This is a genomic window from Pseudomonas sp. IAC-BECa141 (assembly GCF_020544405.1).
Lineage (GTDB): Bacteria > Pseudomonadota > Gammaproteobacteria > Pseudomonadales > Pseudomonadaceae > Aquipseudomonas.
Window position 1 is genome coordinate 4,501,332 of the sequence record NZ_CP065410.1, and the last position, 23,431, is coordinate 4,524,762.

The 23,431-nt window shown below is 61.1% G+C and carries 23 protein-coding genes and 1 pseudogene; 2 read left to right on the plus strand and 22 right to left on the minus strand.

What is annotated here, in order from left to right:
- Positions 1–42 precede the first annotated feature (42 nt).
- From I5961_RS20555 to I5961_RS20605, 11 genes and pseudogenes are all read right to left on the minus strand, one after another.
- On the minus strand, positions 43–1,026 hold the full coding sequence (locus I5961_RS20555) for a DNA polymerase III subunit delta' (RefSeq protein ID WP_085704736.1): 984 nt from the start codon (positions 1,024–1,026) through the stop codon (positions 43–45).
- Positions 1,019–1,651 (minus strand): dTMP kinase, encoded by a 633-nt coding sequence (gene tmk, locus I5961_RS20560; protein ID WP_085696988.1) that lies wholly within the window; start codon positions 1,649–1,651, stop codon positions 1,019–1,021. Before tmk ends, I5961_RS20555 begins: the two co-directional genes overlap by 8 nt.
- A 19-nt stretch (positions 1,652–1,670) precedes the next feature.
- Positions 1,671–2,851: pseudogene (gene mltG, locus I5961_RS20565) on the minus strand (endolytic transglycosylase MltG).
- A gap of 3 nt (positions 2,852–2,854) precedes the next feature.
- Positions 2,855–3,670: an aminodeoxychorismate lyase gene (gene pabC, locus I5961_RS20570; RefSeq protein ID WP_227233219.1), complete on the minus strand. Its 816-nt coding sequence runs from the start codon at positions 3,668–3,670 to the stop codon at positions 2,855–2,857.
- Positions 3,670–4,914 carry a beta-ketoacyl-ACP synthase II gene (gene fabF / locus I5961_RS20575; RefSeq protein ID WP_038860467.1) on the minus strand — a complete coding sequence of 415 codons (1,245 nt, stop codon included), beginning with the start codon at positions 4,912–4,914 and terminating at the stop codon, positions 3,670–3,672. The genes pabC and fabF overlap by 1 nt, the downstream gene beginning before the upstream one ends.
- Positions 4,915–5,022: 108 nt before the next feature.
- Complete coding sequence (acpP, locus tag I5961_RS20580; protein ID WP_085696991.1) at positions 5,023–5,259, minus strand: acyl carrier protein; 237 nt, start codon at positions 5,257–5,259, stop codon at positions 5,023–5,025.
- Between the two features lie 196 nt (positions 5,260–5,455).
- On the minus strand, positions 5,456–6,199 hold the full coding sequence (gene fabG / locus I5961_RS20585; protein WP_085696992.1) for a 3-oxoacyl-ACP reductase FabG: 744 nt from the start codon (positions 6,197–6,199) through the stop codon (positions 5,456–5,458).
- 16 nt (positions 6,200–6,215) lie between these two features.
- A complete protein-coding gene (fabD, locus tag I5961_RS20590; protein WP_227233221.1) occupies positions 6,216–7,154 on the minus strand; it encodes an ACP S-malonyltransferase in 939 nt (312 codons plus the stop codon).
- 125 nt (positions 7,155–7,279) lie between these two features.
- Positions 7,280–8,290 (minus strand): phosphate acyltransferase PlsX, encoded by a 1,011-nt coding sequence (gene plsX / locus I5961_RS20595; RefSeq protein ID WP_085704742.1) that lies wholly within the window; start codon positions 8,288–8,290, stop codon positions 7,280–7,282.
- Positions 8,291–8,294: 4 nt separating this feature from the next.
- Entirely contained in the window at positions 8,295–8,477 is a 183-nt protein-coding gene (gene rpmF / locus I5961_RS20600) for a 50S ribosomal protein L32 (protein ID WP_003179396.1), read from the minus strand.
- A 13-nt stretch (positions 8,478–8,490) separates the two neighbouring features.
- Positions 8,491–9,018, minus strand: a complete 528-nt coding sequence (locus tag I5961_RS20605; protein ID WP_003204262.1) for a YceD family protein — start codon at positions 9,016–9,018, stop codon at positions 8,491–8,493.
- A 106-nt stretch (positions 9,019–9,124) separates the two neighbouring features.
- Here I5961_RS20605 and I5961_RS20610 point away from each other — a divergent pair, with 106 nt between their 5' ends.
- On the plus strand, positions 9,125–9,703 hold the full coding sequence (locus I5961_RS20610) for a Maf family protein (protein ID WP_227233223.1): 579 nt from the start codon (positions 9,125–9,127) through the stop codon (positions 9,701–9,703).
- A gap of 47 nt (positions 9,704–9,750) precedes the next feature.
- Here the strand turns inward: I5961_RS20610 and sppA are convergent, their stop codons facing one another.
- From sppA to rluC, 3 genes are read right to left on the minus strand one after another with little or no spacing between them, the layout of a single operon-like run.
- On the minus strand, positions 9,751–10,740 hold the full coding sequence (gene sppA, locus I5961_RS20615) for a signal peptide peptidase SppA (protein WP_085697230.1): 990 nt from the start codon (positions 10,738–10,740) through the stop codon (positions 9,751–9,753).
- 24 nt (positions 10,741–10,764) lie between these two features.
- A complete protein-coding gene (locus I5961_RS20620; protein ID WP_227233225.1) occupies positions 10,765–11,427 on the minus strand; it encodes an HAD-IA family hydrolase in 663 nt (220 codons plus the stop codon).
- Entirely contained in the window at positions 11,414–12,376 is a 963-nt protein-coding gene (rluC, locus tag I5961_RS20625; protein ID WP_227233227.1) for a 23S rRNA pseudouridine(955/2504/2580) synthase RluC, read from the minus strand. The genes I5961_RS20620 and rluC overlap by 14 nt, the downstream gene beginning before the upstream one ends.
- Positions 12,377–13,075: 699 nt before the next feature.
- On the opposite strand from rluC, the gene rne reads away from it, so the two are divergent.
- Positions 13,076–16,306, plus strand: coding sequence for a ribonuclease E (rne, locus tag I5961_RS20630; RefSeq protein WP_227233228.1), 3,231 nt, complete (start codon positions 13,076–13,078; stop codon positions 16,304–16,306).
- A 67-nt stretch (positions 16,307–16,373) separates the two neighbouring features.
- Here the strand turns inward: rne and I5961_RS20635 are convergent, their stop codons facing one another.
- From I5961_RS20635 to I5961_RS20670, 8 genes are all read right to left on the minus strand, one after another.
- The gene (locus I5961_RS20635; RefSeq protein ID WP_227233230.1) at positions 16,374–16,970 is read right to left on the minus strand and encodes a nucleotidyltransferase family protein; all 597 of its coding nucleotides are present in this window, start codon (positions 16,968–16,970) and stop codon (positions 16,374–16,376) included.
- Positions 16,967–17,947: an XdhC family protein gene (locus I5961_RS20640; RefSeq protein WP_085704750.1), complete on the minus strand. Its 981-nt coding sequence runs from the start codon at positions 17,945–17,947 to the stop codon at positions 16,967–16,969. Before I5961_RS20640 ends, I5961_RS20635 begins: the two co-directional genes overlap by 4 nt.
- Complete coding sequence (locus tag I5961_RS20645) at positions 17,947–20,268, minus strand: xanthine dehydrogenase family protein molybdopterin-binding subunit (RefSeq protein ID WP_085704752.1); 2,322 nt, start codon at positions 20,266–20,268, stop codon at positions 17,947–17,949. The genes I5961_RS20640 and I5961_RS20645 overlap by 1 nt, the downstream gene beginning before the upstream one ends.
- Complete coding sequence (locus tag I5961_RS20650; protein ID WP_039770687.1) at positions 20,265–20,735, minus strand: (2Fe-2S)-binding protein; 471 nt, start codon at positions 20,733–20,735, stop codon at positions 20,265–20,267. The genes I5961_RS20645 and I5961_RS20650 overlap by 4 nt, the downstream gene beginning before the upstream one ends.
- A 259-nt stretch (positions 20,736–20,994) precedes the next feature.
- Positions 20,995–22,014, minus strand: a complete 1,020-nt coding sequence (gene murB / locus I5961_RS20655) for a UDP-N-acetylmuramate dehydrogenase (RefSeq protein ID WP_085704754.1) — start codon at positions 22,012–22,014, stop codon at positions 20,995–20,997.
- On the minus strand, positions 22,011–22,475 hold the full coding sequence (locus tag I5961_RS20660; RefSeq protein WP_007950772.1) for a low molecular weight protein-tyrosine-phosphatase: 465 nt from the start codon (positions 22,473–22,475) through the stop codon (positions 22,011–22,013). The genes murB and I5961_RS20660 overlap by 4 nt, the downstream gene beginning before the upstream one ends.
- Positions 22,475–23,239, minus strand: coding sequence for a 3-deoxy-manno-octulosonate cytidylyltransferase (gene kdsB / locus I5961_RS20665; protein WP_085704756.1), 765 nt, complete (start codon positions 23,237–23,239; stop codon positions 22,475–22,477). The genes I5961_RS20660 and kdsB overlap by 1 nt, the downstream gene beginning before the upstream one ends.
- Positions 23,236–23,421: a Trm112 family protein gene (locus I5961_RS20670; RefSeq protein WP_003179363.1), complete on the minus strand. Its 186-nt coding sequence runs from the start codon at positions 23,419–23,421 to the stop codon at positions 23,236–23,238. The genes kdsB and I5961_RS20670 overlap by 4 nt, the downstream gene beginning before the upstream one ends.
- Between the last annotated feature and the right edge of the window lie 10 nt (positions 23,422–23,431).

Genomic DNA, 23,431 nt, shown 5'->3' on the forward strand with positions numbered 1-23,431 from the left:
GTTGACCTCCACTGCTGATGTTCAGAGTCTAGGTACACATTCTTATCTTTGGCCAGGCAAGCTCGCCCATTGCACCAGCAACGCTTCCAGCAACAACGCCGCATTGAGGTTGGCCTTGCTCAGGACTTTCTGGCGCTGGGCGAGGATCCAGTCCTGAATATCGAGCACTTTAGCCTGGGCACTTTTCTGCGCCAGATACTGCACGACTTTGCGCATGTCGGTCAGGCCGAGGCCCGCTTCATCCTGGGTCAATTGATAGCGCAGGATCAGGCTCGACCAGTCACAGAACCAGTCGAACAGCCGCAGCATCGGAATGTTTTTCCACTCCTCGGCCAGTTGCGTCGGCGATTGCTGCTGTTTGAGCAACTTCTTCACGCCTTCGACAACCTGCGCGCGCTGGTCACGCACGCCCTGCCCGTGCAACGTGACAGCGGCCAACGGCGAACCGGCGGCCAGGGTCAACAGTTCGACACGTTCGTCTTCGGAACATTCCGGCAATGCCTGAGCCAGCCATTGCAGGCTCATGGACTCGCTCGGCAGCGGACAGGCCTGCTGCACGCAGCGGCTCTTGATGGTCGGCAACAATCGGCTCGGCTGGTGGCTGACCAGCAACAGCACGGTATCGCCGGACGGTTCTTCAAGGCTTTTGAGCAAGGCGTTGGCGGCGTTGATGTTCATCGACTCCACCGGCTCGATCAGCACCACCTTGCGCCCGCCCAGCTGCGCGGTCTGCACCACGAAACTGACCAGATCGCGCACCTGGTCGACCTTGATCGCCTTGTCCGCCTCTTCCGGTTCAAGGATGTAATTGTCCGGGTGGCTGCCGGCATTGAGCAGCAGGCAGGATTTGCACTCGCCGCAGGCTTCAGGTGTCGGCCGCAGGCACAGCAGGCTGGCCATCAGCCGCTCGGCCAGCGCGCGTTTGCCGATCCCGGCCGGCCCGTGCAGCAGATAGGCGTGGGCGTGCTGAGCGCGACCGGCCAGTTGCTGCCAGAGGCTGTCCTGCCACGGATAGGCCTCAGCCACGGCTCAGCTCCAGCAGGTTCGGAATCAAGGTATCCAGCGATTGTTGAACCTTGGCCAACGGCTGACCGGCGTCAATCCGCACATACCGCGCAGGATCTGCCTCGGCGCGCTTGAGGAACGCATTGCGCACCGCCTCGAAAAACTCACGGCCTTCCAGCTCGAAACGGTCCAGACGACCACGGGCACTGGCGCGGGCCAGGCCGATTTCCACCGGCAGATCGAAAATCAGCGTCAGGTCGGGACGCAGGTCGCCCTGCACGAAAGTCTCCAGCGCCGCGATGCGCTCCAGCGACAAGCCGCGACCGCCGCCCTGATAGGCGTAAGTCGAATCGGTAAACCGATCACACAGCACCACCGCGCCACGGGCCAGCGCCGGGCGAATGACTTCAGCCAGATGCTGGGCACGGGCGGCGAACACCAGCAGCAGCTCGGTGTCCGGGTTCATCACTTCGTCGACCGGAGCCAGCAACACCTCGCGAATGCGCTCGGCCAGCGGCGTACCGCCGGGTTCGCGGGTCAGCACCACTTCGATACCGGCGGCGCGCAGGCGCTCGGCGAGGTATTCGCGGTTGGTGCTTTTGCCGGCGCCTTCCGGGCCTTCCAGGGTAATAAACAAGCCAGTCACAGGCAGTCCTTAATCAAAGTCATTGCGTGTTTTGGGGAGCGGAGGCTTCCGGTTCAGGCGCCGGTGCAGGTTCTTGAGCAGGCGGTTGCGGCAACGATTCCGGTGCGGTATCGGGGAGGTGGCAGGAATCGCCTCCTCTCCTGCCGGAGAGGCCTCGGGCGCGGCCGCTGGCGCCGGGCTGGAGCGGTAATCCGCGCGCCGCTTGAGCTGGTACTCGCGCACCGCGTTGTTGTGCGCGTCCAGATCATCGGAGAACACGTGACTGCCATCGCCACGAGCAACGAAATAGAGGCTGGTGCCATCCACCGGGTTGAGTGCGGCGTGAATCGCTTCGCGTCCGACCATGGCGATCGGCGTCGGCGGCAGGCCGGGAATCATGTACGTGTTGTACGGCGTGGCTTCTTTGAGATGGGCACGGGTCAGCTTGCCGTTGTAGCGATCACCCAGGCCATAGATCACCGTCGGATCGGTCTGCAGCTGCATGCCCAGCGCCATGCGACGCACGAAAACGCCGGCAATCTGCCCACGTTCCTGAGGCACGCCGGTTTCCTTCTCCACCAGTGACGCCATGATCAGCGCCTGATAGGGCTCGGTGTAAGGCACATCGGCGGATCGCTTTTCCCACTCCTTCGCCAGCACCTCGTCGAGGCGATCGAAGGCCTTTTTCAGCAGTTCGGCATCGGTCACACCGCGCACGAAGCGGTAGGTATCGGGGAAAAAGCGCCCTTCAGGGAACAGACCCTTGTGACCGATTTTGGCCATCACATCACTGTCGCTCAGGCCATTGAGGGTCTGTTCGATCTTTTCGTCTTTGGCCAGCGCGGCGCGCACTTGATGAAAGTTCCAGCCTTCGACCAGCGTCAGGCTGTACTGAACTACATCGCCGCGCTTCCACAGGTCGATCAGACCGTTGACGGTCATGCCCGGCTGCATGCGGTATTCACCGCTGTGAATCGGCGTGCCGGCGAGATTGAAACGCCAATAGACCCGCAGCCAGAACGCGTCCTTGATGACGCCATCGGCTTCGAGTCCAAGAAAAGTACGGGTCGGGGTGGATCCCTTGGGCACATCCAGCAGTTCTTCCTGCGTGATGTTCAGGGGCTGTTCCAGTGCCGAATGAATCTTCCAGGCGCTGGCGCCCAACAGCAGCCCTGCCAGAACCAGTCCGGTTTCCAGCAGCAGCAAAAGTTTACGTCTCACGAATCAGGCATCCAGTAGCGCGCGGGCAATGGTTTGCAGTTTACGGGTGAGCGGGCCAACCGGCCAGCTCAGAGCAGCACAGGCGCGTACCGGCCAGACGCCATACACGCTGTTGCAGACGAAGACCTCATCGGCCCATTGCAGCTGTTCGAGGGGGATGTCGGTGATCTGCACAGGAATGCCCAGGGACTCGGCCTGAAACAATATTTCTGCACGCATCACACCGGCCACGCCGCAGCGTTTCAGGTCCGCCGTGATCAACACACCGTCACGCACCATGAACAGATTGCTGAACACGCCTTCAATCACCCGACCGGCCTGATCGAGCATCAAACCTTCGGCATGTTCACTGTCCTGCCATTCGGCGCGGGCAATGACCTGTTCCAGTCGATTGAGGTGTTTGAGCCCGGCGAGCAACGGCTGCCTGGAAAGGCGCGTGCTGCACGGAAACAGGCGCACGCCCTGCTCGGCGTGGGTCGCTGGATAAACAGCGGGAGGATTGCCTTGCAAAATGCGTCGGCCCTGCGCCGAAGGGTCCGGCGCATAACCGCGCAATCCGTCACCACGAGTAAGGATGAGCTTGAGCACACCCTCGCCCATCGCGGCGGCATAGGATTGCAGCTCATGGCGAACCCGCTCGATGTCGGCAGCAATGGCCAGACGCGCACAGCCTTCGGCCAGACGCGTCAGATGCCGATCCAGCAGCAACGGCTGACCACTTCGCACGGCGATGGTCTCGAACAGACCGTCGCCGTAAGCCAGGCCGCGATCTTTCAGCGACAGAGCGTCAGCCGGCAGACCGTCGACCCAGCAGTCCATCAGCCGGCGAACCGACGGAACGCCAACGTGCCGTTGGTGCCGCCAAACCCGAACGAGTTGGACAGCACGACATCGATATCCATGTTGCGCGCGGTGTGCGCCACGAAGTCGAGGTCGCAGCCTTCGTCCGGCTCATCGAGGTTGATGGTTGGCGGCGCCACCTGGCTGTTGATCGCCAGCACGCTGAAGATCGCCTCGACCGCGCCCGCCGCACCCAGCAGGTGACCGGTCATGGACTTGGTGGAGCTGACCGCCAGCTTGTAGGCGTGATCACCGAACACCGACTTGATCGCGTTGGCTTCAGCGAGGTCGCCGGCCGGCGTCGAAGTGCCGTGGGCGTTGATGTATTGCACTTGATCAACGTTGATCTTCGCATCGCGCAACGCGTTGGTGATGCAGCGTGCAGCACCGGCGCCATCGGCGGGTGGCGAGGTCATGTGGAACGCGTCACCACTGGTGCCAAAACCGATCAGCTCGGCGTAGATGGTCGCGCCACGGGCCTTGGCGTGTTCGAGTTCTTCGAGCACCAGGGCACCGGCGCCGTCGGACAGCACGAAGCCGTCACGGCCCTTGTCCCACGGACGGCTGGCACGGGTCGGCTCGTCATTGCGAGTCGACAGTGCACGGGAAGCACCGAAGCCGCCCATGCCCAGACCGCACGCGGCCATCTCGGCACCGCCGGCAATCATCACGTCGGCTTCGTCGTACATGATGTTGCGCGCAGCCATGCCGATGCAGTGCGTACCGGTGGTACACGCTGTGGCGATGGCGTAGTTGGGCCCCTGTGCACCCAGGTGGATGGACAGGAAACCGGAAATCATATTGATGATCGAGCCAGGCACAAAGAACGGAGAAATCCGGCGCGGGCCAGTCTCGTGCAGGGTGCGGCTGGTTTCTTCGATGTTGGTCAGACCGCCGATACCCGAACCCATGGCCACGCCAATGCGTTCACGGTTGGCATCGGTGACTTCCAGACCGGCATTGCGTACGGCTTGAAAGCCGGCCGCCAGACCGTACTGAATGAACAGGTCGAGCTTGCGCGCTTCCTTGACCGACAGGTATTCCTCGACATTGAAGCCCTTTACCGAGCCGCCAAAGCGGGTGGAATAGGCAGAAAGGTCGGTGTGTTCGATCAGACCAATGCCACTGCGGCCAGCCAGAATGCCCTGCCAACTGCTCGGCACATCCGTGCCCAGTGGCGACAACATACCCATACCGGTGACTACGACGCGTCTACGCGACACAGCACTCTCCTTTTTCAAATGACGACTTTGCATCAGGCCTAAAGAAAAAACCGCACGCCATGATGGCAGTGCGGTTTTTCCATGACAGCAAGCAACGATTACAAACTATTACGCCTGGTGGCTAGTAACGTAGTCGACTGCAGCTTGTACAGTAGTGATCTTCTCAGCTTCTTCGTCAGGGATTTCGGTCTCGAATTCCTCTTCCAGAGCCATCACCAGCTCAACGGTGTCAAGGGAGTCGGCACCCAGGTCGTCAACGAAAGAAGATTCGTTCTTCACTTCTTCTTCTTTAACACCCAGTTGCTCGGCAACGATTTTCTTGACGCGCTCTTCGATGGTGCTCATACCTTGTTTTCACTCCTAATGGACAAATTCAGGCAGCTGGCCAGTGGGTAAGTGTATAGAAAGACTTTTCAGCTTTTCAACTGAAAGCTTCACTCCTCAAACCCTGGAGCCCTCTGCCTATAAATAGATTGCAGCTTTATAACGGATTTTAGACAGCTCGTATGACATTTTTTTGAAGCAATCCGTCACATTTGAATTACATGTACATCCCGCCGTTAACCGGGATTGTAGCCCCGGTCACGTATGCCGCACCGTCGGATGCAAGAAAAGCGACCACGGACGCGATCTCTTGAGCCTGTCCCAGACGGCCCAGCGGAATCTGCGTCTGCAAGGCTTCACGCTGTGCTTCAGGCAGTTCGCGGGTCATATCGGTGTCGATGAACCCTGGGGTTACCGAGTTGACCGTAATTGATCGCGAACCGACTTCGCGCGCCATGGCACGGCTGAAACCTTCCAGACCGGCCTTGGCGGCTGCATAGTTTACTTGGCCAGCGTTGCCCATGGCACCCACCACCGAGCCAATACTGATAATTCGGCCCCAACGCGCCTTGGTCATGCCGCGCAGAACGCCTTTGGACAGGCGATACAGACTGTTCAGGTTGGTATCGATCACGTCGTACCACTCGTCGTCTTTCATACGCATCATCAGGTTATCGCGGGTGATGCCGGCATTGTTGACCAGAATCGCCACCGGCGCCCCGAACTGCTCCTGAATGTTCGCCAGCACTGCGCTGACCGATTCGTCACTGGTGACGTTCAGTTCGAAACCTGCGCCCTGAATGCCGTTTTCCTTCAGGGTCGCAGCAATGCGCTCGGCGCCCGAAGCGGAAGTCGCGGTGCCAACAACGATGGCACCCTGACGGCCCAGTTCCAGTGCGATAGCCTGGCCGATGCCACGGCTTGCGCCGGTGACCAGTGCAACTTTACCTTGCAGACTCATGCAAGCTTCTCCTGATTCAGACAGCCGCTGCACGAGCGGCAGCGAAAGCGTCTGGGGTATTGAGGTTGGAAGTCGAAACGCCCTCGGCGCAACGTTTGTTCAGACCGGCCAGCACCTTGCCAGGGCCGCACTCGACCAGATTGGTCGCGCCTTTGGCGGCCAAGGTCTGTACGGACTCGACCCAGCGAACCGGCTTGTAGAGCTGTTCGAGCAGATCACGCTTCAGGGTTTCCAGATCCGCCGGCACCTGAGCGCTGACGTTCTGTACCACAGGGATCTGCGGTGCCTGCCAGTCGATGGCAGCAATGGATTCCGCGAAGCGCTCGGCAGCCGGACGCATCAGTTCACAGTGCGACGGCACGCTGACCGGCAGCGGCATGGCACGCTTGGCGCCACGGGCCTTGCAACCTTCGATGGCGCGGTCTACTGCCGCCTTGGCACCGGCGATCACCACCTGGCCCGGGGAGTTGAAGTTCACCGCGCTGACCACTTCGCCTTGCGCCGCTTCAGCGCAGGCAGCGAGAACGTCGGCATCTTCCAGACCAAGGATGGCAGCCATGCCGCCCTGCCCCGCTGGAACAGCTTCCTGCATCAACTGGCCACGGCGCTCGACGAGCTTCACCGCGTCCGCCAGGCTCAGGCTGCCGGCGGCAACCAGCGCGCTGTATTCACCCAGGCTGTGACCGGCAACAAAGGCCGGACGCGCACCACCTTCCGCCAGCCACAGACGCCACAGGGCGATCGAGGCGGTCAGAATGGCCGGTTGGGTTTTGTCGGTTTGATTAAGCAGCTCTTCCGGGCCCTGCTGGGTCAGCGCCCACAGGTCGTAGCCCAGAGCATCGGATGCTTCTTTGAAAGTTTCGAGGATCAGTGGATATTGCGCGCCCAGCTCGGCCAGCATGCCGTGGGACTGCGAACCCTGTCCTGGAAAGACGAATGCGAGGGAAGCAGACATGTAACAAGCCCCTAATGATCTTGTCGTCGGAAAAATGGCATCCCGCTAGTGGGACGCAAGAAACTGACAGTTGGATGGCCCTTTGAACCGGGCGGTCACATTTAAGCATTGTCCGACGAAAACGCCTAAGACAACAAATCCTCCAGACGGCCGTGCAGGCGCTCGGGAAGATTCTCCTGAATCTCGATAAGCGCCCGCTGAATGGCACTCTGAAATCCCTGAACCCCGGCCGAACCGTGACTTTTAACGACAATACCCTGCAAACCGAGGAAGCTTGCGCCGTTATGTCGCGCCGGCGCCAGATCAGCCTGCAGACGTTTCATCAATGGCAGCGCCAGTGCACCGACGACGCGCGATGCCAGGTTTTTCTTGAACAACGCCTCGATGCGCGCAGCAATCATGGTCGCCAGGCCTTCGCTGGACTTGAGCAGGATATTGCCGACAAAACCGTCGCAAACCACCACATCCGCCTCGCCGCGATACAAACCGTCGCCCTCGATGAAACCGATGTAATTGACGCCCCGGGCAGCCTGCAGCAACGTCGCGGCCAGCTTGACTTGCTGATTGCCCTTGATGTCTTCGGTGCCGATATTCAGCAATGCGACTCGAGGGCGGGCAATGCCCAGCGTTTGCGCCGCCACGGACCCCATCACGGCGAACTGCAAAAGATGCTCGGCGCTGCAATCGACGTTGGCGCCCAGATCGAGCAGCTGACAGTAGCCCTTCTGAGTAGGGATCGCCGCGACCATGGCTGGACGGTCGATTCCGGGCAGGGTCTTGAGCACAAATCGCGACAGAGCCATCAACGCACCGGTATTGCCGGCGCTGACACAAGCCTGGACCTTGCCATCACGCAGCAACTCGAGGGCGACACGCATCGACGAGTCCGGCTTGCCACGCAGGGCCTGGGCAGGTTTTTCGTCCATGGTGATGACTTCGGACGCCGGAACAATCGTCAGGCGCGCGCGATCGGCAGCCGATTGGCCGGTGATCAATTCTTCAAGAAGGGAGGGTTGACCGACGAGGGTCAGGTGCAGCGAGGGCGTAGCAGAAAGGCAAGCAAGGCTGGCCTGAACAATGCTGCGGGGACCGAAGTCCCCGCCCATTGCGTCAATCGCGATGACTTGAGCGGACAAGTGATTACTCGTCAGCGCCCTTGTCGATCACTTTACGGCCACGGTATACGCCTTCTGGCGATACGTGGTGACGCAGGTGAACTTCACCAGTGGTTTTTTCTACAGACAGAGTGCTAGCCTCGAGAGCGTCGTGCGAACGGCGCATGTCACGGGCAGAGCGGGATTTTTTGTTCTGCTGAACAGCCATAATTGATTAACTCCTAAACGTTTGGGTCACGCTTTAACTGCGCCAATACACTGAACGGGTTGGACCGCGTTACCTCGTCCTCGCTCGGTTCGGGCTCATCTGCTCCCGCCGGCTGCTGGCATTCTTCCGGATGATGAGCAGGCACAATGGGCAAGGCGAGCAGAAGCTCCTCCTCGATCAGTGACTGCAGATCCAATGGATCTTCGCCCAGTTCCAGCACGTCATAACCTTTCGGTAACGACTGGGTATTCGCACCCTCCTTCACTACAGCGTAACTGCATTCGCTGTGGATCGGCAGGGTGACCAGCTCAAGACAACGCTGGCAAACCATTTTGACTTCGGTGTCGATAAAGCTGTGGATCACCACAGATTTACGTTCATCTCGTTCAAAAACGAATTTTGCCTGCACCGTACCGACATCGTCGGAAAGCGGGTCGCAGAGTCTCTTCAAATCGGCCAGCAGCAGTTCACCTTGAAGGGTGGTGCCACGGTCAGCCAATTTGCGCGGGTCAACGTGAGGTGGAATCGGGTCATTCAACATAGGCGCAGCATTATAGGGATGCACCCACCCATGTCAAAGGAAATTGTGCCCTGTCCGTCACTTGCGCGGCTCCGCTAGAATCTGTCGCCTGCCTCAGGAGATGCGAATGCTGCCTTTATTACTCGCTTCAAGCTCGACCTATCGTCGGGAATTGCTCAGCCGTCTGCACCTGCCGTTCGTCTGTAGCTCGCCGGATATCGATGAAAGCCGTCGCCCGGACGAGTCAGCCCTCGAACTGGTCAAGCGCCTCGCCGAACAAAAAGCCCGAGCCCTGGCCGCCAGCCACCCCACTCACCTGATCATCGGCTCCGACCAGGTTGCCGTACTCGGCGAGCGCATCATCGGCAAGCCCCACACCTTCGAAAAAGCCCGCGAACAACTGATGGCCGCCAGCGGCGCCAGCGTGACCTTTCTCACCGGCCTTGCCCTGCTCAACAGCCAGACCGGCCACTGCCAGGTCGACTGCGTGCCTTTTACCGTGCATATGCGCGTACTGGATCAGGCCCGCGTCGAGCGCTATCTGCACGCCGAGCAACCCTACGACTGCGCCGGCAGCTTCAAAGCCGAAGGACTGGGCGTGAGCCTGTTTCAATCCACCGAAGGACCGGACGCAACCAGCCTGATCGGCCTGCCACTGATTCGCCTGATCGACATGCTGCTGGCCGAAGGCGTACAGATTCCCTGACCCACAAAAAAACCGGCTCTCAGGCCGGTTTTTCTTGCAGCATTCGATCAGCGTAACGACGGGCCGCTGAAACCCATCCACATTGCCAGTTTCTCGGCAACGCTGGCACCCAGCTTCTTCGAAAAGCGGTCGAACGGCGATTCCTGAACGGTGAAGTCCACCAGTTCCTTTTCGCCAATCACGTCGCGCGCCACCGAACTGGCATTACCCAGCCCATCGATCAACCCCAGCGGCAGCGCCTGTTCGCCAGACCAGACCAGCCCGGAGAACAACTCCGGATGATCCTTGTCTTTCAAGCGATCGCCACGCCCTTGCTTGACGCTGTTGATGAACTGCTTGTGCGTGGTATCCAGCACGCTCTGCCAGAACGCCGTTTCTTCCGGCTTCTGCGGCTGGAACGGGTCGAGGAACGCCTTGTGTTCGCCGGAGGTATAGGTGCGACGCTCGACGCCAAGCTTCTCCATGGTGCCGACAAACCCATAACCGGCCGCCGTCACGCCAATGGAACCCACCAGACTGGCCTTGTCGGCATAGATCTGATCCGCCGCGCTGGCGATGTAATAGGCACCGGAAGCGCCCAGGTCGGAAATCACCGCGTACAGCTTGGTATCCGGATGCAGACCGCGCAGGCGCTTGATCTCGTCATACACATAACCCGACTGCACCGGACTTCCGCCCGGACTGTTGATGCGCAGGATCACGCCCTTGACCTTCTTGTCCTCAAACGCCGCGCGCAGACTACCGACAATATTGTCGGCGCTGGCAGGCTCTTTATCGGCAATCATGCCGGTGACGTCGATCAGTGCGGTGTAGTTCGGACCGCGAGTGGCGCTTTTTTCCATGTCCATCAACGGCGTGAACAGAATCAACGCAACAAACAGATAAACAAAGGTCAGCAACTTGAAGAAAATGCCCCAGCGCCGCGACCGACGCTGCTCCTGCACGCCAGCCAGCAGTGTCTTCTCCAGCAGCTTCCAGCTTTTCGCATCACCGTCGTCGGCAGTTGCCTTGGCCGGTGCTTTCCATTCGTCGGTCATGCCATCCACCCCAGCAAAAACGTATTAGGCCTGCTTCTCCAGCCAGGCGTGCAATTCGGAAAAATGGTCGATCGACAGTCGCGGCGCAAACTGCTGCAGCGATTCGATCGATTGCGCGCCATAACTGACCGCCACCGAATCCATCCCCGCATTGCGCGCCATCAACAGATCGAAGGACGAATCGCCGACCATCAGCGCCTGCCCGGCACGCACACCGCAATGCGCAAGGATCTGCTCCAGCATCAGAGGGTGCGGCTTGCTCGCAGTTTCATCGGCAGCGCGGGTGATATCGAAATAATCTTCCCAGCCATTGGCCTTGAGCACCCGATCCAGACCGCGACGGTTCTTGCCAGTCGCGACAGCCAGGTGATAGCCCTGCTCGCGAAACGACGCCATCGACTCGACTACACCTTCGAACAACGGCGAGGGTACGGCTTCTGCAGCGATGTAGTGATCGGCGTAATACTCGCGGAACAAGGTCATTTCCGCATCGCTGATTTCCGGATACAAGGTACGAATCGCCTCGGGCAAACCCAGACCGATGATGCCTTTGACGGCAAGGTCATCACGCAACTCGAAACCTGAACGCCCGGACGCCGAGTGCATTGCCTCGACAATCCGATGAATGGAATCGGCCAGCGTGCCGTCCCAATCGAAAATCAGCAGTTTGTAATCAAATGGGCGCACTCAATCGCTCCACAGTCTTGGCCCACATTTCATCGACCGGGGCCTGCAACTTGAGTTCACCACCATCGGGCAGCGGCACGGTCAGCATGTAAGCGTGCAGGAACAGGCGCTTGCCGCCCAGATCACGGATTTCCTTACTGAAACTGTCATCGCCGTATTTGGTGTCACCGGCAATGCAGTGCCCGGCGTGCAACGTGTGGACGCGGATCTGGTGCGTGCGGCCGGTGATCGGCTTGGCTTCGATCAAAGTGGCAAAATCGCCAAAGCGACGCAGGACCTTGAACACGGTCACAGACTCCTTGCCCTCCTCCTCATCGACCTCGACCATGCGCTCCCCGGAGCGCAGATTGCTCTTGCCGAGCGCGGCCCGGACTTGCTTGATCGAGGTCGCCCAGTTGCCGCGAACCAGTGCCATGTAGCGCTTGTCGACACCGTCACCGCGCAACGCGGCATGCAAGTGGCGCAACATGCTGCGCTTTTTGGCGATCATCAGCAGACCGGAGGTGTCGCGATCGAGACGGTGAACCAGCTCGAGTTCCTTGGCATCGGGGCGCAACTGACGAAAGGCTTCGATAACGCCGTAATTCAGGCCGCTGCCACCGTGAACCGCAATGCCGGCGGGCTTGTTGATCACGATCAGAGACTTGTCTTCGTAGACAATCGAGGCTTCCAGGCGCTGCAGCAGGCCTTGAGCCAAAGGCACCGGTTCGTCACGCTCAGGCACGCGAACCGGCGGCACGCGCACGATATCGCCGGCCTGCAGCTTGTATTCGGGCTTGATCCGACCTTTGTTCACGCGCACTTCGCCTTTGCGCAAAATGCGATAAATCAAGGTCTTGGGCACACCTTTGAGCCGGGCGAGGAGAAAATTGTCGATTCGTTGGCCGGCATATTCCGGCGAGACCTCAAGCAGTTGAACGCCTGGAGTCGTAGGGGCAGTAGTCGTCATGGCGCGGATAATAACAATTTTTTATGGAATTGAAGCACTTAATCATTGCTGCTATAGTCGCGAACGCCGCCAAAAGCGGCCTGGACAGCGGAACCACGGTCAAAAACCGGCCCTGACCAACGCAATTCACCAGGACGCGAGGCCGTCCTACGGGGCTTTTGCTACGTAACGGTGGAGTTTGCAGCTGTAACAAGCGCAGGTGACATGAGGCCTGAATCACGCCGCAAAGCAGAGTTTTCACTCGCCACGCGAGCCATATTCACGGCCAGTTCACAAAGTGCAGTCAGCCGCGGATGACCCCGAGCGAAGGCTCCGGAAACACCGCCTGAATTAGCCATGATGCGTGACCTCCCCTTTCGGAGCTCACGGTAAATGCCAACCCGCTGCGGATTCTGCGCGCGGCAGCACCCGAATTATCAGGGATACGTGTAGGGTGGAGATGCACAACCGCTGGACTGTGTAGCAACAGGCTTTATCAAGACGCTTCATCTCGTCCACAGCCACCGGTTGATTCCTCCTCCTGACTGAGTGCTTAAGTAGCCACAGCAAGCAGGACGCGTACGTCGCGATAACGGCCCAATTGGCCGGACATCGCTGGACACGGGAATGGCCAACCACTCCCGACGCACCTGACACCGACCGTGAGAAGTCGTGTGTGCCGAACGCCGTTTCCGGCAGCCCGGAAACCGACGGTACTACATGAAAAGAATGCTGATTAACGCAACTCAACCCGAAGAGTTGCGTGTTGCACTGGTAGATGGCCAGCGCCTCTACGACCTGGACATCGAATCCGGTGCACGCGAGCAGAAAAAGGCCAACATCTATAAGGGCCGCATCACTCGCATCGAACCAAGCCTTGAGGCTGCCTTTGTCGATTTCGGCTCCGAGCGCCACGGCTTCCTGCCCCTCAAAGAAATCTCCCGCGAATACTTCAAGAAAGCCCCTGAAGGCCGCGTCAACATCAAGGACGTCCTGAGCGAAGGCCAGGAAGTCATCGTCCAGGTCGAAAAAGAAGAACGTGGCAACAAGGGCGCAGCCCTGACCACCTTCATCAGCCTGGCCGGTCGTTACCTCGTTCTGATGCCGAACAACCCGCGTGCCGGCGGCATCTCCCGCCGCATCGAAGGCGAAGAGCGCAACGAACTGCGTGAAGCCCTGAACGGTCTGGTCGCTCCAGCCGACATGGGCCTGATCGTGCGCACTGCTGGCCTTGGCCGCAGCAGCGAAGAAATGCAGTGGGACCTCGATTACCTGCTGCAACTCTGGACCGCCATCAAGGAAGCCTCGCTGGATCGTTCCGCGCCGTTCCTGATCTACCAGGAAAGCAACGTCATCATCCGCGCCATCCGCGACTACCTGCGCCAGGACATCGGCGAAGTGCTGATCGACAGCGTTGAAGCCCAGGACGAAGCCCTGACCTTCATCCGCCAGGTGATGCCGCAGTACGCCAGCAAGATCAAGCTGTACGAAGACAGCGTTCCGCTGTTCAACCGCTTCCAGATCGAAAGCCAGATCGAGACCGCTTTCCAGCGCGTCGTCGAACTGCCGTCCGGCGGCTCTATCGTCATCGATCCGACCGAAGCCCTGGTGTCCATCGACATCAACTCGGCACGCGCCACCAAAGGCAGCGACATCGAAGAAACCGCCCTGCAGACCAACCTGGAAGCGGCCGAAGAAATCGCCCGTCAGTTGCGCCTGCGCGACATCGGCGGCCTGATCGTCATCGACTTCATCGACATGACCCCTGCCAAGAACCAGCGCGCCGTGGAAGAGAAAGTCCGCGAATGCCTGGAAGCCGACCGCGCCCGTGTGCAGATCGGCCGCATCTCGCGCTTCGGCCTGCTGGAAATGTCCCGTCAGCGCCTGCGTCCTTCGCTCGGCGAAAGCAGCGGCATCGTCTGCCCGCGCTGCAGCGGCACCGGCATCATCCGTGACGTCGAATCGCTCTCTCTGGCGATCCTGCGCTTGATCGAAGAAGAAGCCCTGAAAGACCGCACCGCCGAAGTTCGCGCTCAAGTGCCGATCCCGGTGGCCGCGTTCCTGCTCAACGAAAAACGCAACTCGATCACCAAGATCGAATTGCGCACCCGCGCCCGCATCGTCATCCTGCCGAACGATCACCTCGAAACCCCGCATTTCGAAGTTCAGCGCCTGCGTGACGACAGCCCGGAAGCCGCGACCAACCAGTCCAGCTACGAAATCGCTGCCGCTGCCGCCGATGTCGAAGACGTCCAGCCAGCCGCCGCGACCCGCACCCTGGTTCGCCAGGAAGCCGCGGTCAAGACCGCTCCGTCCCGCGCCAACGCTCCGGTTCCGACCGAAGTCGCCGCGCCGGCCCCGGCACCTGCTCCGGTTGCCGCGCCAGAACCAAGCCTGTTCAAAGGCTTGGTGAAGTCGCTGGTCAGCCTGTTCGCCACCAAGGAAGAGCCTGTTGCGCCGGTTGTGGTTGAAAAACCTGCCACCGAGCGTCCGGCCCGCAACGAAGAGCGTCGCAACGGTCGTCAGCAGAGCCGCAACCGTAACGGTCGCCGCGATGAAGAACGCAAGCCGCGCGAAGAACGTGCACCGCGTGAAGAACGCGCCCCACGTGAGCCGCGTGAAGAGCGTCAACCACGCGAAGTCCGCGAGCCACGCGAATCCCGTGACGAAGCACCGACAGCCCGCGCAGAACGCGCACCGCGCGCGCCTCGTGAAGAACGTGCACCACGTGCCCCGCGTGAAGATCGCAAGCCACGTGGCGAGCGTGAAGAACGCGTACGCGAACTGCGCGAGCCTCTGGATGCCGCTCCCGCCGTTGCTGCCGCCGCCACCGCTGAAGAGCGTCCGGCCCGTCAGCCGCGTGAAGAACGTGCGCCACGTCCTGCGCGTGAAGAGCGTCAGCCGCGCGCCGAACAGGCCGCTGCCGCTGTCGCCGAAGAAGAGACCAACATTAACGAAGAGCAACTGCCGGAAGACGGTTCGGAGAACGCCGAAGGCGATCGTCCACGCCGCCGCTCCCGTGGTCAGCGTCGTCGCAGCAACCGTCGCGAACGTCAGCGTGATGCCAATGGCAACGTGATCGAAGGTTCGGAAGAATCCGAGTCCGGCGAAAACGCTCAAGCGCCAAGCACTGCCGATCTGGCCGCTGGTCTGGCTGTTACCGCTGCTGTTGCCAGCACCGTGATCAGCGCTCCGGCTGAAGCTCAGGCCCATGAACAAGCTGAACGCGCCACCGCTGCCACTCTGGAAACTGCTCCAGCAGAAGCGCCGGTCGTTGAAGCAACCACTCCGGTAGAAGTAGTTGCCGCTCCGGAAGTCGAAGTGGCTCCGGCTCGCGAAGCTCAGCCCCTGGTTGAAGCGGCCGCTGAACCAGCGGTGACCTTCGAAGCACCAGCCGCAGTCGAAGAGTCGGTTGTCGAGACCGTCGCTGAAACCGTGACCGAAACCGTTCGTGAAGTTCGCGAAGAACAGACCGCTTTCAACTGGGTCGCCGAGCCGGCTGTCGCTGAAACACCAGCGCCAGTGGTCCAAGCGCCTGCTGTTGAAGAAGCCAAGGCTGTCGAGCCAGCAGTGGTTGCCGAACCGGCACCGGTCGTTGAAGCCCCAGCGGTTGAAGCGCCAGTGGTCGCCGAAGCACCTGCCCCGGTAGTTGAAGCGGCTCCACTTGTCGCCCCGGTCAGCGCCCTGACCCCAAGCGGCCGCGCACCTAACGACCCGCGTGAAGTGCGTCGTCGCAAGCGTGAAGAAGAGCGTCTGCAGAAGGAAGCGGAACTGGCTGCCGCTGCCGCCGCTGCTCCAACTGCCGAAGTGATCGAGGCAGCGCCTGCCCCGGTCGCTGAAGAAGTTGCCGTTGAAGCCGTGATTGCCGAAGCTCCACGCTCCGTTCAGGAAGCGGTCGAGCAACACGAAGAGGCCCAGGAAAAAGAACACGAGCCTAAACCCCTCGTCTGATTCCAAACGCCACTAAAAAGCCCCGCCTGGTAATCCAGGCGGGGCTTTTTTATATCTCAAGGTTTTATCAGGACGGCGGGAAAACCAGCGCATCCGGCACGTCGATATCCCACAACACGCCCGGATCATCCACCGCGACTTCAACCACCCGCCCTTGGGCAAACAACGGTCGCGCGCCCCGGTCACCGGACAAGGCCATCAGCCCCGCTGCAAACGAGCGACCAAACCCGACCGGATGCCCATAGTCACCATTGAACGTCGGCACGCTGACCGCATCCTCGGCAATGGCCGCCACGACACGTTCAATACTCGACGGCAGGATGAACGGCATATCCCCCAGGACAATCAGCCAGCCATCGGCATCCGGGCAAGCCGCCACGCCCGCCGCAATGCTGTCACCCATCCCGGTGGACTCGATCGAGACAATGTCACACCCATAAGCCTGCGCCATGCGCATTGCCTGTGGGCGCGCCTCGGTCGTCACCAGCACTCGCTGATCGAGACTCGCCGGCAGGTTCACCAACACCTGCTCGATCACCGAACGCACCGCGCCATCGCGCCCGGTGCAATCGGCCAGCAGCTTGTCCTTGTCTGCGCCCGCCACTTCGCGAAAACGGCTACCCTCGCCCGCCGCCAGCACAATCACTCCTATGGTTCGGCTCATACACTCTCCACGGTTTTCTTCTGCTTGAGCTCGACACCATTCTTGATCGCGACGATCTCCGCCAACAGCGACAAGGCGATTTCCGCCGGTGAATGGCTGCCAATATGCAAACCGATCGGCCCGTGCAAACGGGCGATGGCCGCTTCTGACAAGCCTAGTTCAGCGAGATTTTCCCGACGCTTGCGGCTGTTGACCCGAGAGCCCAGCGCACCGACATAGAACGCTTTGGAGTCGAGCGCCGTGAGCAGCGCCATGTCGTCCAGCCGTGGATCGTGAGTCAGCGCGACGATCGCCGTGCGCTCATCGGTCTGGATATTCAGCACCGCTTCGTCGGGCATGCCGGGGACAAACCGTCCATGCTGCTCTTCCCAGCCATAGACGAATTCGGTACGCGGATCACAGATCAGCACTTCGAAATCCAGCAGTCGCGCCATCTCGGCCACATACCGTGACAACTGCCCGGCACCGATCAACAGCAAGCGCCAGCGCGGACCGTAAATGGCACGCAGGGTCTGGCCGTCGAAGCTCAAGGTGTCGGTCTTGCCGGCGGGTCGCAACACCACTTCGCCAGTGCCGATGTTCAACTCGCGCGCGACGATTTCATGGGCCTCGCAGCGATCCAGCAACTCGGCAACCCACGCCGGATCGCCGACCCGCTCCTCGGTCAGGCGCAGAGTGCCGCCGCAGGGCAGGCCGAAACGCGCGGCTTCCTCCTGCGTCACGCCGTAGGTGATCAACTGCACCGGCGGCCCGTTGGCGGGAATCCGCCCATCGTGCAACCGGGCGATCAGATCGTCCTCGACGCAACCGCCGGACACCGAACCGATCACCACGCCGTCCTCGCGCAACGCCAGCATCGCGCCAGGCGCCCGAGGTGCGGTGCCCCAGGTCTGCACCACCGAAAACAACACTACCCGTTGCCCGGCGCGGCGCCATTCGAGCACGCTGCGCAGGACATTTAGATCGGCGCTGTCCATTACGCTTGCGCCTTTTGCCAGCCCTGCAACTGGTAACGCACCGGCAGGCTGCGGATGCGCTGGCCGGTCGCGGCAAAGATTGCGTTGCACAGCGCCGGCGCAATCGGCGGCACGCCCGGCTCACCAACACCGCCCAATGGCACCTCGCCCGGCGGCGTCACCAGGTGCACCGCGACTTCCTTCGGCGCCAGCGACATGCGCGCCACTTCATACATATGGAAGTTGTCCTGCTGCACCTTGCCGTCCTTGAAGCTGATTTCGCCCCATACGGCATTGCCCAGGCCCATCACGCACGCGCCTTCGAATTGCGAACGGATCCGCTCGGGGTTGATCTGCGGGCCGCAATCGACGGCGATATCGGCCTTGTGCACGATCAGCGTGCCGTCGTCCTTGACCTCGACTTCGATCACCGCCGCCACATAGGTAACGAAGCTGTAATGCACCGCCAATCCGAGACCACGGCCCTTGGGCAACTGACGCCCCCAACCCGCCGCCTTGGCCGCCGTTTCCAGCACGGTGCGCATGCGCCCGGTGTCGATCGGATAACGCTCGGGGGACTCGCCGTAGTTCCACTCTTCACTGAGCGTACGCGGGTCGATCTGCCGGTCCGGGCCGAGCAATTTGATCTGGTACTTGAGCGGATCTTCCTTGGCCTTGTGCGCCAGTTCGTCGACGAAACTCTGAATCGCAAAACCATGGGGAATGTTCGACACCGAACGGTACCAGCCAACCCGTGTATGCACCGTGGCCTCGGGGTTTTCCAGGCGCACGTTGGGAATCGCGTAGGCCATGTTGGTAAAGCCCATGCCCAACTCGAACGCGGCTTCGTGATTCATGCCCGGTGCAAACAGCGCAGTGATGCTCGGCGCTACCGTGCGGTGCAGCCAGGCGGACGGCAAGCCATCCTTGCCCACGCCGGCCTTGAGGTATTCGGCGGACACCGTGTGGAAATACGAATTGTGGATGTCATCTTCGCGGGTCCATTGCACGCGCACTGCCTTGCCAGGAAATTCCTTGGCGAGCACGGCCGCTTCAACGACGAAGTCCGGTTTGGACTTGCGCCCGAAACCACCGCCCAACAGCGTGACATTGAAGGTCACGTTATCGAATGGCAGCCCCAGACGTTCGGCGATCCGCTCGCGGGTGACCTGCGGCGCCTGGCTCGGTGCCCATGCCTCGCAGGTGCCATCCTTGTAACGGGCAATGGCAACCATCGGCTCCATGGGTGCCTGGGCCAGATGCGGCAAATAATAAGAGGCTTCCAGCGTGCTGGCAGCACTGCCGATGGCTTTGTCGGTGTCACCGGTGTTGCGCACGACTTTGCCCGGCTTCTGCGAAGCGGCTTCGATCTCCTTGCGATAGGCGACCGAGTCGTAACTGGCGTTCGGGCCATCGTCCCACTCGATCTTCAGTGCCTCGCGGCCCTTCAATGCGGCCCAGGTGTTGCTGGCCACCACGGCCACGCCACCCAATGGCTGGAATTCCGAAGGCAATGGCCGGGGTTCGATCTGGATGACTTTGAGTACGCCCGGCACTTTCAGCGCGGCGCTGTCGTCCACCGACTTGACCTTGCCGCCGTATACCGCCGGACGCGCAATGACCGCGAACAGCATGCCGTCGAAATGCACATCGGCCCCGTACACCGCGCGGCCATTGACGATGTCGGCACCGTCGATGGCTTTGGTGCCTTCCTTGCCGATGTAGCGGAATTCCGCCGGTTGCTTGAGCCGCAGGCTGTCACGGGCCGGCACCGTCAGTGCACTGGCCGCAGCAGCCAGCTCACCGTACCCCAGCTCGCGCCCGGACGGTGTGTGAATGACTTTATGCAGTTGCGCGCGGCATTCGCCGACCGGCACCTTCCACTGCGCGGCGGCGGCCTGCTCCAGCATAGTCCGGGCGGCAGCGCCGCAACGGCGCATCGGCTCGTACCAGTGACGCATGCTGCGCGAGCCGTCGGTGTCCTGGTTGCCGAAGCGCACTTCATCCCCCGGCGCCTGCTGAACCTTGACGTGCGCCCAGTCGGCTTCCAGTTCATCGGCCACCACCATGGTCAGGCTGGTGCGCACGCCCTGGCCCATTTCCGAGCGGTTGCAGACCACAGTCACCGTGCCATCGGCGGCAATGCTGACGTAAACCTTCGGATCGTCGATCCAGCCGTTGGGCATGCCGTCGGCGCCGAACTGCTTCGGTTTGTCTTCGGCCAGCGCATCCTGCCAGCCCCAGCTCGCCGCCAGTACCAGTGCACCGGTGGCGCCGACGCCCTTCAGGAAGCCCCGGCGACTCAGATTGCTCAGGGCGAAATCGTTCGGTAAACGGCTCATGCCTTGGCCTCCTTCAGATGAGTGGAGGCCTGACGGATCGCAGTCTTGATCCGGTTGTAGGTGCCGCAGCGGCAGATGTTGCCGACCATCGCTTCTTCGATCTGTTCGTCGCTCGGGTTCGGGTTGGTCTTGAGTAACGCAGTGGCGGACATGATCTGCCCGCCCTGGCAGTAACCACATTGGGCTACAGCCGTGTCGAGCCAGGCTTGCTGGACGATCTGGCCAACCGGGTCGGCATGCAGGTTGTCGATGGTGGTCACGTTCTGCCCGACCACCGAACCGATCGGCGTGATGCAACTGCGCGCCGGCGCGCCGTCGATATGAATGGTGCATGCACCGCACAGGCCCATGCCGCAGCCGAACTTGGTGCCGTTGTAACCGGCGACGTCACGGATCGCCCACAACAGCGGCATGTCCTCGGTGACATCGAGTGGATGGTCTTGACCATTGAGTTTCAGGGTAATCATGGGCACGCCCGCATATTCATGGAGGTTATGGGGTCGAGCCATCTGCCACCGCAGGGACAGTGGTGGTTCGCGCAGATCGGCTCAGGCTAATCAGGCTCTCTTGTGCCGACGGGAACGTCTGCACCGGGCCTTTGGTGAAACAAATAGTGGAGTAAATGACCGGTATCGTTAGCTGGCTACGTTAACCCGCGATTAACAAAAAAGCCCTGTACTTTTTTAAAAAGTGCAGGGCTTTTTGTTCAGCCTTGAAAGCGTAGCCTCAATAGCGATTGGGCTCCATTTCCAACTCGACATTGAAACGCTCTGAAATGTCTTTCTGGATGCGCTGGGCCAGATCGAGCAATTGCAGCCCGGTCGCCGCGCCGTAGTTGACCAGCACCAGCGCCTGCAATTTATGCACGCCGGCATCGGCCTCACGAAAACCTTTCCAACCGGCACGCTCGATCAACCAGCCGGCCGCCAGTTTCATCTGCCCGTCCGGTTGCGCGTAGGCCACCAGATCCGGATGCCGCGCCTTGATCTGTGCGACTACGGCCGCCGACACCAGCGGGTTCTTGAAGAAACTGCCAGCATTACCGAGCACTGCTGGATCCGGCAGCTTTTCGCTGCGGATGCTGCAAATCGCTCGACTGACGTCCGTCGGTGTCGGCTGCTCGATACCCTGCTCGATCAGGCGCTGACGTACCGGGCCGTATTCCAGGTGCAGATGGGCGACTCGATCCAGTGCGAAGCGCACCCGCAGGATCAACCAGCGACCCGGCTGCTGTTTGAACACGCTGTCACGGTAGGCGAAGTTGCACTCTTCCAGACTGAAGTCACGCAGCTCGCCGGTCTGGCGATCCAGCGCCGTCAGGCCGGCGAAGACGTCCTTGATCTCGACACCATAGGCACCGATGTTCTGCATCGGCGCGGCACCGACCGTGCCGGGGATCAGGCTGAGGTTTTCCAGCCCGGAAAAGCCCAGCGCCAGCGTGTGCTGGACAAACGGATGCCACGGCTCACCGGCTTCGGCTTCAATCACCACGCGGTTGCCGTCGTCACTGATGACGCGGATGCCACGGCTGGCCATGCGCAGCACCAAAGCCGGGATATCCGCCGTGAGCAACAGATTGCTGCCGCCGCCGATCACCAGCAACGGCACGTCGTGGGAGGTCGCGTAAGCCAGGGCTTCGCGCACATCAGCATCACTGTGGGCTTCGGCAAACAGCTGCGCGCGAACGTCAACGCCAAAGGTATTGAAGGGTTTCAGGGAAACCTGCGGTTGCACCTGCAAACTCATAACCGCCCCTTCACTTCGATCAACAGCTGATCGCAGGCACGCTCGATCAGATCCAGCACCTGCTCGAAGCCCTGATCGCCGTCGTAATAAGGATCCGGCACTTCGTCGACCACACCTGCATAGCGGCGCAGGAACAGGTCCAGCTCGGCCTTGCCGGTGGACGGCTGCAGGGCCTTGAGGTTACGCAGGTTGCTGTTGTCCATGGCGAGGATCAGGTCGTAGCTGGCGAAATCGGCGCGGCTGACCTGCTGAGCGCGCTGCGCCGACAGGTCATAACCACGCAGCTTGGCCGCGGCCTGACTGCGCTTGTCCGGCGGATTGCCGACGTGCCAGTCGCCAGTGCCGGCGGAGGCCACTTCGACCTGATCCGCCAGCCCCGCTTCGCGCAACTTGTGGCGCAGCACACCTTCGGCAGTGGGCGAACGGCAGATGTTGCCCAGGCACACGAACAAAACGCGCATCAGGCCTCCAGCAGGCGACGGACGCGCTCAAGGTCTTCGGCGGTGTCGACTCCGGTTGGCGGCGCGATCAAGGCGTCAGCCACATGAATCCGCACGCCGTGCCACAGGGCACGCAGCTGTTCAAGGGATTCGGTGTTCTCCAGCCAGCAAGGGCCCCAGCTCACGAAGTCCTGAAGGAAGCCTGCGCGGTACGCATAAATGCCGATGTGGCGACGATACGGCACGCCTTCCGGCAGCACGTCGCGACTCTTGGCGAAGGCATCGCGAGCCCATGGCAGAGTCGCGCGACTGAAGGTCAGCGCCAGACCGTTGAGGTCACTGACAACCTTGACCACGTTCGGGTTGAACAGCGTTTCGACATCTTCGATCGGCTCGGCCAGAGTGGCCATGCCTGCTTCGGTGTGGGCCGCGAGGTTGGCGGCGACCTGATCGATCACGCTCGGCGGGATCAGCGGTTCGTCACCCTGCACGTTGACCACGATGGCATCCGGCTCCAGGCCCAGCTTCGCGGCCACTTCGGCCAGACGATCGGTGCCGGAGTTGTGATCTTCACGGGTCAGCACCACTTCGGCGCCGAAGGCCTTGCAGGCTTCGACGATGCGCGCATCGTCGGTCGCCACGACCACACGGCTGGCGCTGCTTTTGCTGGCCTGCTCCCAGACGTGCTGGATCATCGGCTTGCCGGCGATGTCCAGCAGCGGCTTGCCCGGAAGACGGGTCGAGGCGAAACGCGACGGGATGACAACGGTGAAGGCTGTGGTCATTTATCCAGACGCTCGTCGGTGGTCAGGGTGCGGGCTTCGCTTTCCAGCATCACCGGAATGCCATCGCGGATCGGGTACGCCAGGCCGGCGCCCTTGCTGATCAGTTCGGTCTTGTCGGCGCTGAGCTTGAGCGGGCCTTTGCAGACCGGGCAGGCGAGGATGTCGAGCAATTTGGTGTCCATGAACATTCCC